Annotated in this window: 5 protein-coding genes; 4 read left to right on the top strand and 1 reads right to left on the bottom strand. The window is 62.3% G+C overall.

Annotated elements, in window-relative coordinates:
- The first annotated feature begins 39 nt into the window (after positions 1–39).
- The 3 genes from GF423_RS06845 to GF423_RS06835 all read left to right on the top strand — a co-directional run bounded on the left by GF423_RS06845 (position 40) and on the right by GF423_RS06835 (position 9,494).
- Positions 40–4,491, top strand: a complete 4,452-nt coding sequence (locus GF423_RS06845) for a choice-of-anchor J domain-containing protein (RefSeq protein ID WP_154327646.1) — start codon at positions 40–42, stop codon at positions 4,489–4,491.
- A 43-nt stretch (positions 4,492–4,534) separates the two neighbouring features.
- Entirely contained in the window at positions 4,535–7,477 is a 2,943-nt protein-coding gene (locus GF423_RS06840; protein ID WP_154327645.1) for a choice-of-anchor J domain-containing protein, read from the top strand.
- A gap of 382 nt (positions 7,478–7,859) precedes the next feature.
- Entirely contained in the window at positions 7,860–9,494 is a 1,635-nt protein-coding gene (locus GF423_RS06835) for a beta-N-acetylhexosaminidase (RefSeq protein WP_154327644.1), read from the top strand.
- A 131-nt stretch (positions 9,495–9,625) separates the two neighbouring features.
- Here the strand turns inward: GF423_RS06835 and GF423_RS06830 are convergent, their stop codons facing one another.
- On the bottom strand, positions 9,626–12,118 hold the full coding sequence (locus GF423_RS06830; RefSeq protein WP_154327643.1) for a choice-of-anchor J domain-containing protein: 2,493 nt from the start codon (positions 12,116–12,118) through the stop codon (positions 9,626–9,628).
- Positions 12,119–12,363: 245 nt separating this feature from the next.
- On the opposite strand from GF423_RS06830, the gene GF423_RS06825 reads away from it, so the two are divergent.
- Positions 12,364–13,269 carry a DMT family transporter gene (locus GF423_RS06825; protein ID WP_154538192.1) on the top strand — a complete coding sequence of 302 codons (906 nt, stop codon included), beginning with the start codon at positions 12,364–12,366 and terminating at the stop codon, positions 13,267–13,269.
- Positions 13,270–13,294: the final 25 nt, after the last annotated feature.

The raw sequence follows: 13,294 nt of genomic DNA, 5'->3' as shown, positions 1-13,294 counted from the left end.
CACAATCAATAAAGTATAATAACCAACCTATTGTAAATTATGAGAAACAGGAAACGCAAAACATTGTCGGCCATTATGGTTGCACTGCTGCTCACGACGCCCTTGGGCGCGAGTGCGCAGTCGTCGACGGGCGGCTCGGCCACGCTCTACGGCAGCATGCTCAGCTCCTTCGGAGACTACTTCTCGGGCACTCCGGGCATCTACAAGTTCAATCCCTACAATGTCGCCACCTTCAGTAGCGTGGCTCCCAACGTCAAGGTCTACGGTGGCGGCACCTATGCCAACGGCACCTACTATGCCATCAACTATGAGGAATCGGGCACTACCATCAAGCTGCCCTCAACCCTCACCCTCTACAACACCAAAGACTCCTGGGCCGTGACCGCTACCTATCAGGGCGGTTCGGCCGAGTCATTGGCCAGCGACCTCACCTACGACCCCGTTTCGGGCAACATCTATGGCGTGTTCTACGATGCCAACTATTCCAGTTGCAAGCGCTTCGGCACCCTGTCGCTCGACAATCCCGTGAAGGGCGCCTACACGTCAAAGCTCATCGCCGAGCTGCCCGAGCGCATGGTGGCCCTTGCCGCCAACAAGAGCGGCGTGCTCTATGCCATAGGCGTGAGCGGCAACCTCTACACGCTCGACAAGACGACGGGCGCTGCCACTGTGGTGGGGCCCACCGGCGTGAGTGGCGTGAGCTCCTTCTTCCAGTCGGCCTGCTTCAGCATGCAGTCGGGCGCCATGTACTGGGCCTGCTGCTACGGGCAGTACTACGACTACGGCATCTACGAGGTGAATCCCACGACAGGCGCTGCCAAGCTCATAGGCGACATGGGCTACGACGGCACCTACAACGAGGATCAGCTCACCGGTCTCACCACGCTCGAAGACGTGGAGCGGCCCACCCTGGTGGGTGCCGTGAGCAACCTTGCCGTCGACTTCGAGCATGGCAGCCTCGCGGGCAAGGTCACCTTCAACCTGCCCACGCTCAACAGCAAGGGCGAGGCACTCGCGGGCGACGTGAGCTATCAAGTGAGCATCGACGGCACCGTGGCCGCCCAGGGCAAGGGCGCTGCCGGCGCTGCAATTTCGGTCGATGTCGCCACCACTGCCGGCAGCCACACCTTCACAGTAGTGGCTACCCAGAACGGGGTCGACGGCGATGCCCGCGCCCTCGTCAAGTGGATAGGCAACGACTATCCAAAGGCGCCTGCCGGCTTCACCGCCAGCCTCACAGCCAAGGACGACAAGGGCGCCAGCATACAGATGAAATGGAATGCCGCCCGCCAAGGCGTGCACCAGGGCTATGTCGATGCCACCAAGGTAACCTACAACGTGCTGCGCATGCCCGACAGCGTGCAAGTCTACACTGGCAACGACACCACCTGCACCGACCGCGTGGTGACCGACGAGACCCGCCACTACTACTATCGCATGTGGGCCGTGCACCAGGCTATGGCCAGCGACACCATCGCAAGCAACGAGGTCACAGTGGCCGGCGCTCACGTGCCGCCCTACAGCGACGACTTCACCGATGCCGCTAAGTTTGCCGAGTGGACTATCGTCGACAACAACCGCGACGGCTCCACCTGGACGCGCACCGACGGCTACCTGCAGTACACCTACAACAGCAAGAATGCCGCCGACGACTACGCCATCTGTCCGCCCATGAAGCTCAAGGCTGGCAACCTCTACTACGTGAGCTTCGACGCCCTGTGCTCCTATCCCACCGAGCGAGTGGCCCTCTATGCCGGCACCTCGCCCTCGGCCAGCGGCATGACCGCCGAGCTCCTCGCCCCGGTCGACATCACCTACCAGCCGCGCAAGCACGCGCTGCTGGCCGCCTTCCGCCCCGAGGCCGACGGCATCTACTACTTCGGCATCAAGGCTTGCAGCGATGCCGACTGCAGCACCCTCTATGTGCAGAACTTCGCCGTCAATGCCGTGCCCTCGACGGCTCCAGCCAAGCCCGAGAACCTTGTGGTGACTCCTGGCGACAAGGGCGCCATGAGTGCCACAGTCACCTTCAACGCTCCCACCACGACCATAGGCGGCGATACCCTCACCGCCATCGATGCAGTCGTCGTTGAGCGCGACGGCGAGCAAGTCTACACCTCGACGGGCACCGTGACTCCCGGCAGCAGCATCACCGTTGCCGACGACGGCGCAACCACCTCGAGCATGCCTGCCGAGGGCCTGCACACCTACAAGGTGTATTGCACTGCCGCGTCGGTGCAAGGCGACTTTGCCTCGCAGCAAGCCTTTGTGGGCACCGACGTGCCCGCAGCTGTCGTAAATCTCAAGGCTGTTGAAGACATCAACAATCCCGGCACCATCCACGTGAGCTGGAAGGCTCCTGCCCGGGGGCAGCACGGCGGCTATATCAATCCCGCGTCGCTCTCCTACGTCATCTCGGTAGGCACCACTGGCACCGATGTGACCACCACCGACACCGCCTATACCGACCATCTCGACATCAGCAAGGGCAAACAGGTGTACCAGGGCTACAGCGTGTATGCCGTCAACAGCGCCGGCTCGGGCCGCAACGTGTGGCAGACCGTGACCGCCATCGCCGGCCCTGCTCTCGTGGCCCCCATGACCGAGTCGTTTGCCGGCATCACCATGAAGAGCGGCCCCTGGCTGCCCCAGATGCTGCAAGGCGACATAGGCGATGCCTACTGGACTCCCTGCGACGGCCTTGGCAAGTTCTGCGGCACTCAAGACGGCGACCAGGGCGTCATCACCTTCGACGCTGCACGGCTGGGCGCAGCCAGCATGATGCAAAGCCCAAAGGTCGACATCAGCAAGCTCAAGAGTCCTCGCCTCACCCTGTGGGTCTACAACACTGGCAAGGCCGATGAGGCCGAGATCTCGGTCTCGGCCGACTATGGCGACTACCAGCCGTTGCGCAGCCTGACCCTCGGCGCCAAGGCTGGCTGGCAGCGTGTGGTGTGCGACCTCTCGCAGTGGAAAAACAGCCACTTCGTGCGCATTGGCATCACAGCCAAGGCTGTGGTCTCGACAACCGACGTCTTCGCCTTCGACAACTTCTCCATTGGCGATGCTGCCTCGACCGACCTCGCCGCCGCCAGCCTCGAGGTGCTGCCCAAGGTAGTGGCTGGCCAGTCGACCAAGCTGCTGCTCAAGGTGCGCAACTGGGGCGACAACGATGTCGACGGCCACGACTACAAGGTGCAGCTCTACAAAAACGGCAAGCTGGCCGGCATGGTCGACGGCAACTATGTCGATGTCGACCAAATGGTGTCGATGGCACTGCCCGACACGCTCAGCGTGGTCGACAACGTGAAAACCGCCTATTATGCCCAGATCGTGTACACCGCCGACCAGAACACGGCCAACAACGTGAGCAACACGGCCACCACCGAGGTTGTGAAAAACGACTTTCCCGTCCCCACCGCTGTGAGTGCAGTGAGAAGCGCCGGCAACGTGACCGTGGGCTGGACCGCCCCCGACCTCACCCAGTCGCCGCTGAGCCGCACCACCGACAGCTTTGAGGACTACGATGCCTTTGCCATCAAGAATGTGGGCAACTGGACGATGGTCGACGGCGACACGACGGCCACCATACGCATCACGCTCACGGGCATGACCGCCCCGCTCAGCTACCCCAATGCCGGTGCCAAGATGGCCTTCCAGGTGTTCAACACCGAGCAGTCGGGCATCCCCTTCGCCTCCTGGGATCCACACACTGGCAGCCAGATGCTGGCAGCCTTCAAGTGTGCGTCGCCCGACCAGGGCAAGACCGAGGTAGCCAACAACGACTGGCTCATCTCGCCCGAACTGTGCGGCCAGGCGCAGACGATAGCGTTCTATGCCAAGACGGGCATGGGCGGTGCCTACACGCCCGAGGAGTTTGAAATCCTCTACTCGACCACGACCACCGACACGGCGGCCTTTGTCAAGATAGGCGACACCCACCAGCTCTACAACGCCCAGTCGTGGCAGGAGGTGCGCGAGACGCTGCCCGAGGGCGCCCGCTACTTTGCCCTGCGCTGTGTGTCGCGCAACAAGTTTGCCCTGCTGCTCGACGACATCACCTACACGGCCAAAGACGCTCCGCAAGAAGACCTCACCCTCACAGGCTACCGTGTGTATCGCGACAGTACCTATATCGGCCAGGTGCCGGCTGGCGAGCTCACGCTCGTCGACAAGGATGCCAAGCCTGGGCAAGACTACCGCTACCAGGTGTCGGCACTCTACGACAAGGGTGAGTCGCCGCTGTCGGTAGCGGCCTCGATCACCACCACCGCAGTGAGCGACCTGGCGGTCTCGCAGGCCGTGGCTCGTGGCGGCAAGGGCGTGATTCTGCTTGCAGGCCTCGGCGGCAAGCGCGCTCAGGTGTATGCCGTGAGCGGCCAGTGCGTGGCCACAGTGAGCAACCTTGAGGATGCAACGCTCAGTGTGGCTCCGGGTGTATACTTCGTGACCATGCAGGGGCAGGCTGCCGTGAAGGTCGTAGTGAGATAACGCGCAGTCGATGATCTATCATTAACACGATCAGTTTCTTACAATGAGAATCAGTTTTCATTCCAATCATAGAACTGCCGCCATCGCCATGATGGTCGGCGGTTCTTTGCTCGTTGCCTCCTCGCTGTGGGCGACCGAGGTCACCTTGCCCTATGAGCAACGGTTCAACAGCAAGACCGACGCCGACGGCTTCACCATCGTCGATGCCAACAGCGACGGCCACACGTGGCAGTGGAGCCAGGGCGCGATGATCTATGAATTCAACGACACGCTCGATGCCGACGACTGGCTCATCACGCCGCAGTTCAATGTCGACACTCGCCACGTCTACCGCCTGGCCTTCAAAGCCATGGCCGACGAGCAGGGCATCGAGCGGCTCGGCGTGAGCCTGGGCACAAAGCCCGAGCCCGGCGCCATGACCACTACACTCATGGCCCCCACCGCCATCGATGCCACGTCGCCCCGCACGCGAGCGTTCAACTTTCGCCCCGACGCGAGCGGACTGCTGTGCGTGGGCTTCCATGCCCTCAGCTCATGCCTGCTGGGCTACCAGCTCACGCTCGACAACATCGCCATCTACGAGCTCACCAGCGTCGATGCCCCCGACACGGTGACCCACCTGCGTGCCGTTGCCGACCCGCAAGGCGGCAGGCAGGCCACGGTGAGCTTCGAGCTGCCCACTACCACGATTGCCGGCGATGCCCTCACGGGCAAGCTACAGGCTGCCGTCGTGTGCTGGGGCGACACGTTGACACGGTTCAACAATTGCGACCCTGGGCAAGAACTGCACTATGTGCACAACAGCGACGCCACGGGCATGCACGTCTACACCGTTGTCGTGACAGGCAGCGGCGGCAAGGGCCTGGATGCCACCGTGAGCACCTACATAGGCGAGGACAGCCCCGCGGCCGTCACCGGTCTCAAGGTCACGCAGCTCGCAGCCGGCAAGCTGCAGGTGTCGTGGACTAGCCCCGAGCGCGGCACCCACGGCGGCTGGGTGGCCCCTGGCTCGGTCTCCTATGTCGTCACCGACTTGCAGGGCAAGCCCGACACCGTTGCGGCCTCGCCCTACGAGTACACGTTCACGCCCTCGCAGCGCCAGCAGCTGCAAGCCTTCACGGTGCAGGCCATAAACGCCAAGGGCAAGAGTGCCGTCGCCATGAGCGACACCCTCTTTGCAGGCGATGCCTACGGCATGCCATTCGTCGAGTCGTTTGCCCGCAACCGCATCGCCTCATCGCCCTGGATATTGCAGGAAAATGCCCACGCCGGCTGGATAGTCAACGACCATGGCGTCTATGCCGAGCCCGTCGACCGCGACGGCGGCCTGCTCAGCTTCAGCCACGCCATGGAAGGTAGCCAGGCCACCGTGATCATGCCCAAGGTGGCAGTCACTGGTAAGCACCCGAGGCTCAAGTTCTGGTTCTGGAACGACAAGCGGCTCAACAACGAGCTCTCGGTCGTTGTGAGAGACGCCCAGGGCAACGAGCACGTGCTCGACCGCCTGGCCGAGCACGACGCCCAGGCCGAGAAAGGCCGCTGGACGGTGCACAGCTACGCCCTCGACGACTTTGCCTCGGCCAGCCCCGTGCAGGTGAAACTCAATGCCACGGGGCACCTGGGCGAGAGCCCTGTGATGGTGCTCTACCTCGACAAGGTGAGCATCACCGACGTGCCCGAGCGCGACCTGGCGCTCGACAGCTTCACCGTGGCGCGCACTGCCCTCAGGGTGGGGGAGACCGACACCTTCACGGTCGCCGTGACCAACCTGGGCCTCTATGCCACCAGTGCCTACACGCTACGGCTCTACCGCAACGGCAAGGAGGTGGCACGCTGCACAGGCCCGCAGTTGCAGCCCGACGAGAGCGTGAAGCTCACCCTCACCGACCGGCCAAACTCTGATGCCAGCGAGTCGTCGCTCTACATGCTGCGCATCGATAGCGAGGGCGATGCCGTGGCCGCCAACGACTCCACCGGCCACGTGGCTGTGACCGTGCTGCCGGGCCTGCCCTATGTGGCCCAGGTAGAAGCTACAGCGACCTCGACGGGCGGCGTCGACCTCTCGTGGCAGCAGCCGCTGCTCAACAACAAGCCCTCCGCATGGGTGACCGAGGGCTTTGAGACCTATCCGGCCTTCTCCATCACCAACATGGGCGAGTGGACGCTCGTAGACCAAGACGGCCGGCCCACAATGGGCGTAAGGGGTGCATCGGGCAACTTCCTCGACTATCCCAACGCCGGCCAGCCCATGGCCTTCCAGGTGTTCAACCCCGAGGCAACGGGTCTCACGGCCTCGACCTGGGCGCCTCACGGCGGCAGCCAGGTGGCGGCGGCCTTCACCTGCGGCAGCTATGCCAAAAACGACGACTGGCTCATCTCGCCTCGTGTCGACGGCAGCCAGACCATCACCTTCTGGGCCAAGAGCCCGGCCAATACCGACTATGGCACCACCGAGCAAGTCGAGGTGTACTATTCCACCACTACCACCGAGGTATCGGCCTTCAAGAAGACAGGCAGCACCCTGGCCGTGCCTGGCTCGTGGCGGCAATTCTCGGCCCAGCTGCCCGAGGGCACGCGCTACTTTGCCCTGCGCTGTGTCTCGGCCGACCAGTACATCCTCTTCATCGACGACGTGTATTACCGCCAGGCCGAGAAAAAGCTCACGCTGCAAGGCTACAACGTGTATCGCAACGGCAGCCTGCTCACTCCGGCACCCGTCGCCGCCACGCGATATACCGACCCCGCCCTCGACCAGGGTCACTACGTGTACCAGGTAACCGCTGTCTACGACGCCGGCGAGTCGACCCCCTCGCCCGAGGCGGTGGTCGATGTCACCTCGGGAGTGGTCGATGTCGCTGCCAGCGGCGCCCGCCCGGTTGCCTACTACAACCTGGCCGGCCAGCGTGTCGACGACAGTGCCACGGGCATCCTGCTCGTGCGCTTCACCGACGGCACGGTAAGGAAAATCCTGAACTTGAAGAAGTAGCAGCCACCACATTGCAAACAGCATGACGACGGCGACGCAGGCAGCACCTGCGCCGCCGTCATGCTGCTTGCGCTATGGCAACGGTGCAGGCAACAAGAGTATGGTGCCCCAATAAAAATGACGCTCATGCCTCCTATATTTTGCCGCAAGACAATAAAATCACCAGAAACGGAAAAATAAAGCATCACTTATTCTGCCGATTTCATGTTTTTTCCACCATTCGGCAAGATATAGCCACTTTCAGGCTCAATAGCACCGTGCCAGCCCACATGCATCCGCTTCGCCTGCCTCCACTGAAATAGAGAGGCACGAGGCGGTGGAGTAATGATTTTTTTGTAACTTTGCGACGACTAATTTTCTTTCACACGACAACTGCTGCATTATGAATCGACTACTCATCTGCTTCTCAACTGCACTACTTGCAATCACATCGCTGGCAGCAACGGCTGCCCCCATCGAGTACAACATCATTCCCCGCCCCGCAGCCTCGCGTGTCGACACGGCCGGCGGGCACTTCGTGATCGCGCGCGGCACCCTCGTGGTGGCCCCAACGGCCCAGGCCGCACAATCGGCGCAATACCTGGCCCGCTACTGCGAGCAGTATCTGGGCTTGCCGCTGCGCGTGGCCGCAAGCGCCAGGGCCGGCGAGCCGGCCATCGAGCTCAGCATTGCCGGCAGCGGTCCCCACGAGGGCTACACCTTGCAAGTCGACAGCACCGGCATCGCCATCACCGGCAACGACGAGGCCGGCCTCTTCTACGGCGTGCAGTCGCTCTTGCAGCTGCTGCCCACCAGAGCCGGCCTCATCCCACACATTGCGGCCGGGCGCATCGACGACGCTCCCCGCTTTGGCTACCGCGGCATGCTGCTCGACGTGGTGCGCCACTTCTTCCCGGTGGCCTATATCGAGAAATACATCGACTGGCTGGCACTGCACAAGATGAACGTGTTTCACTGGCACCTCACCGACGACCAGGGCTGGTGCATCGAGCTCAAGAGCCACCCCGAGCTCACGGCCCTGGGCTCCTACCGCGCTGGCGAAATCAAGGGTTTCTTTCCCGGTGTGTATCACGACATGCCCTACCAGGCCTACTACACCCAAGAGCAGGTGAAGCACATCATCGACTATGCCGCCCAGCGTCATGTGACCGTGGTGCCCGAAATCGACATCCCCGGCCACTGCATGGCCGTGCTGGCAGCCCACCCCGAGTTCAGCACCACCCCCCACGAGCCCAAGCACACGGCCCGCACCTGGGGCATCTACAACCGGCAGAACAACGTGCTGGCCCCCACGCCACAGGTGTTCCAGTTTCTCACCGACGTGTTCACCGAGGTGTGCCAGCTCTTCCCAGGCCCCTATGTGCACGCCGGCGGCGACGAGTGCGCCCCCAAGTGGTGGGAGGAGTCACACGAGACGCGCCGCTTCATGAAGAAGCACAACTTGAAAAACGGCCAGGAGCTGCAATCCTACTTTGAAAACTACGTGCGCCGCGTGATCAACGCCCAGGGCAAGATCATGATGGGGTGGAGCGGGGGAGCCGAGGGCGTCGACCCCCAGGGCTCGATTATCGAGGACTGGCTGCACCGCTCGCTCACCAGCGCGCGCGACATCGACTCTACCCATCACTACATCATGGCCAGCAGCCGCTGGTACTACCTCAACAGCCACGAAGACTCGTTGCAGACCGACTTGCAGCCGCCCCGCAAGGTGCTACCCGTGAAAGACGTGTACAACTTCAACATCCTGCCCGACTCGGCCACAGCCGTGCAACGCAGCTTGCTGCTCGGCATCGAGGGCTGCGTGTGGACCGAGTACCAGCCCGACACCTGGAAAATCGAGCACATCCTCATGCCGCGCCTCTCGGCTATCGCCGAACGCGCCTGGAGCCTCGAGAGCAAGAAGGACTACGACGACTTTGCCCGCCGCCTCGTGCGCCAGCTCGACCGCTACGACCTGTGGGGCGTGCGCTACAACCACAGCTTCGAGCGCTCGCTGCCCGTGCCGCGAGAGCGATGAGCGCGGCAGCAGTCCACCCCCCCCGTCACACCAAAGCCGAGACCCTGTGCACAAGAGTCCCGGCTTTTGATTTTTGAGTATTTTTATATACGAGGAGAAGGCACAGGGCATCGAGCCTCAACAGCCCAACGCTACTTCACTACCTTGACGGTGCGGCCTGCCGCGCGCACGATGTAGACCCCGTGACCCGGCGAGGTAGCAATCGTGGCCTCGCCATGAGCCACAGCGCGGCCCACGAGCTTGCCAGCCACGTCATACACCTCGACCACGCCCTGGGCGTTCTTCACCACAAGGTTGTCGCCGGCAAAGGCAGCCACAAGCGTGCCAGCGGTCACGATGTCGACACCCGAGAGCACATTCTGGTGCACAGTGAGCACCACGTTGTCGCACTGGGGGTAGGAGAGTGTGAGGGTGGCCGAGCGCTGCGTCACCCCGGCGGGCAGCGGCTGCACAGCAACCTTGAGCGCGGCATCGGTGTTGCGGCCCGAGCCTGTGGCGCTCAGCCACGAGGCATCGCTGCCGCCGTCGGCAGCCGCCACGGCCACATTCAAGGCCGAGGCATCGGGATAGCTGTCGAGGCCAAACTGCACTGTGCCGCCGGCAGCGCCCGTGGTGGCCACAGTGTCGCCCACGGCCTTGAGCCACGGCAACTCGGTTTCCAGTTCCATGTAGAGGTTGCTCTTGAGCTCGTTGCCGGCAGCGTCGAGAATGTCGGTAGCCGGCATCACGTAGGCTGTCATGTCGCCGTCTTTCTTGCCCAGCATGTAGATGTATTGCGAGTTGCTGTCGGCCTTGTCGTAGCTCACGGTCTGCAACAGGTAGATCACATTGTTCTCCTCGCTGTCGAGACCATAGACGAAGCCAAAGGCGTCGCGGTCGATGACCGGGGCGCCGCCCTCGGTGCCCGTGAGATCAAACGGGATGGCATAGTAGTTGTAGGAGCTGCCCGTCGAGATGGTCACAATGCTGTCGTAGGGGCACTCGGCCGAGGCAAAGGGGGCGTAGGGCTTGTTGTCGGGCGAGCAGCGGTAGAAGGCAAAGTTCAGCTTGGTGCCGGCGTTGATGAGGCCATAGGCCATCACCCACACGCGCTTCACTGCATAGCTGCGCTGGGGTTTCTCGAGCTTGGTCAAGAAGCCGAAAGGCGCCACATAGTTGGAGTCGGTGGGATTCTTGCCCATGAGCATGTTGGTCCACACGCTCTTGCTGTACTTGTGATAGCCGCTCAAGGGCACATACTGGCTGTTGTAGAGCAGCCCTATGCCGTCTTTCTGCACGTTGGCCAGCGTGAGCGGAAACTGGGCGCCGTCGTGACGGGGAGCACCGCCGGCATACACGCCCTTCACCGCCAGCTCATAGCTGGCATTGGCAAACCCGTCGGCCTGCACAGTGAGCTGCGGCACGCCGTAGGCGCCGGCTATGGTGTCGCGCGAGGGGGCATAGCTGGTGGCCAGGTCCTTGGTGGTAGCCACAGCATTGGCGCATGTGCCGTCGTCGTAGACCCACGTGTTGGTGGCCACGTTGGCCGACGAGGTGTTGGCCCACGTGAGCGGCGTGAAGGCTGGCACGTGCAGCATGGTGAACGCCTGCTGGCTCTCGGCGTCATAGAAGGGATATTCCAAGTCCTTGCTCAAGCCCCAGTACATGGCGCCAGCCGGACGGTTGTAGCCCACGGTGAGCTTGGCCTTGTCGACCATCACCTTGTCGAGCTCCATGGTGTTGCCGCGCAGGCCCACATAGCGGAAGGCAAACTCCAGCTTCTTGCCCTCGTAGCCGTCGAGCGGTATCACCACATCCTGGCTGGTTTGCCCGAAGTGCTCGTTGAAGAGCTGCTTGAGCGTGTAGTCGCGCCAGGCGGGCTCGATGTCGTAGATTTCTTTCCACTCGCCGCCATTCTCGCGCAAGTACACCTTGAGCGTGGCTGCCACCACACGGTTGACAAACTCCATGGTGCTGAAGTTGATGTTCTCGTTCGACATGTCGTAGAGGTAGAGCGGCGAGTAGCTGATGTTGAACGACAGCTGCTCGTGCACGCGCGGGGTCACGGCCGGCGTCACGAGCCACTCGTCCTGCGGCAGGTCTTCGGTGGTCTTGTCGGCACGCGTCACTCGGGCATAGGGGATGATGCAGTAGTACTTGCCCTCTACAGGGTTGGGCAGGGTGCCGTTTTGGGCGCTCACATACCAGGTGAAGGCCCCGTTGCCATAGGTGCCGGCCTCGCCTGTCGAGTTGATCTCGCTCCAAGTGGGCGGAATCCAGTTCTTGGTCGTGTCGTCCCAGCCCTCAAAGCCCTCGTAGAGCAGGGCACCCTCGGTGTCCTCGGCACGCGACGGGCCTGCGAGCAGGCGCAGCGGCTGCGCGGCGCCGTGGCGCTTCACGATGCGCTTGTAGCGGGCTCCGCCGGCCAGGGCGCACTCCTGCTCGACCACTCCGGGCGCCAGAATGCGCTCGGCAAGCACTTGCACACGAGCCGGGCTGGCGGCAAACTCACTTTTCACTTCGGCCTTCACGCCACAGGCTGTGGCCGCACCTTGCAACGGGTCGGGCAATGCCGCACGCTGCGCGTAGCACGGCCCAGCGGCCATGCCCAATGCAATTGCAACAAAAAATAGGGGTTTTCTCATAAATAGATCTGTTTTGAATAGAAGTTTATAACAATAGTTTGTTTTTTTTTCGGTCCTAAGTTAAGCATAAATTCAATATCACACCACCCCTGTGTGTGAAAATTCTTAACACAACACTCAACTTCCACTATTTTATCACAGCAACTGGCTGCTACCCGCAAAATAATCTATACCTTTGCAATTGCGTCACCCGGCCACATCCACACAACCGGCACGCCCAAACTCACACACGCACACATTGCATTATGGAGAAAAGCAAAATTCAAGGACACCTGGCCATCATCACGGCCAACGTCATTTTCGGTCTCAGCATCCCCGTCACCAGCGACCTGCTGGCCCGTTATCTCACACCAGGCTCCAACCTGCTGCTGCGCAGCGCCGGCGCCGCAGTGCTGTTTTGGGCCATTGCTGCCTGCATGCCGCGCGAGAAAGTAGAGCGCCGCGACCTGTGGGTGATGATTGCCGGCGGGCTCATGGGCGGCGCCGTCTCGCAACTGTGTGCAGCCTGGTCGCTCAACTACACCAATCCCGTGTATTTCTCGCTCATGGCCACGCTCACGCCCATCGCGGTCATGCTCATGGCCGCCCTGCTGCTGGGCGAGCGCATCACAGCCCTCAAGGCCCTGGGCGTGGCCACCGGCATCGCCGGCGCCCTGCTCATGGTGCTGTGCAGCTGGCAAGGCGGCGGCAACGGCAGCAACGATGTGCTGGGCATTTTCTTCGCCCTGCTCTCGCTGGCGACCTGGGCACTGTATCTCATAGGCACGCGCAAGGTGAGTGCAAAGTACTCGAGCCTCACGCAGATGAAGTGGATGTGGCTCGTTTCGGCCGTCTTCATGCTGCCTGTGGCCGGCTACCAACTGCCTGCACAGCGGCTGTGGACCTCACCCACCATGGCCTGGGGCATGGCCGAGATGCTCTTTATCATCGTGCTGGCCACCGTGGCAGGCTTTTTCCTCATTCCCTATGCCATGCGGCGGCTGCAAGCCACCACCGTGAGCGTCTACACCAATCTGCAGCCTGTGGTAGCTTCGCTCGTGGCCTTTGCCGCCGGCCAGGCCACCCTCACCTGGGACAAGCCCGTGGCCGGCCTGCTCGTGCTCGTGAGCGCCTATATTGTGACCGTGGCCTCGGCCTCGAGGCAGCAATAGTGCCCCCCACGAGAGCATGCGCCAA

It is taken from the genome of Sodaliphilus pleomorphus, assembly GCF_009676955.1.
In the GTDB taxonomy this organism is placed as follows: Bacteria; Bacteroidota; Bacteroidia; order Bacteroidales; family Muribaculaceae; genus Sodaliphilus; species Sodaliphilus pleomorphus.
This window is presented reverse-complemented; position numbering and strand designations above follow the sequence as displayed.

Bases quoted from the DNA above. Each gene is read 5' to 3' on its own strand.
- GF423_RS06845 (WP_154327646.1), top strand. From the start codon at position 40: ATGAGAAACAGGAAACGCAAAACATTGTCGGCCATTATGGTTGCACTG.
- GF423_RS06840 (WP_154327645.1), top strand. From the start codon at position 4,535: ATGAGAATCAGTTTTCATTCCAATCATAGAACTGCCGCCATCGCCATG.
- GF423_RS06835 (WP_154327644.1), top strand. From the start codon at position 7,860: ATGAATCGACTACTCATCTGCTTCTCAACTGCACTACTTGCAATCACA.
- GF423_RS06830 (WP_154327643.1), bottom strand. From the start codon at position 12,118: ATGAGAAAACCCCTATTTTTTGTTGCAATTGCATTGGGCATGGCCGCT.
- GF423_RS06825 (WP_154538192.1), top strand. From the start codon at position 12,364: ATGGAGAAAAGCAAAATTCAAGGACACCTGGCCATCATCACGGCCAAC.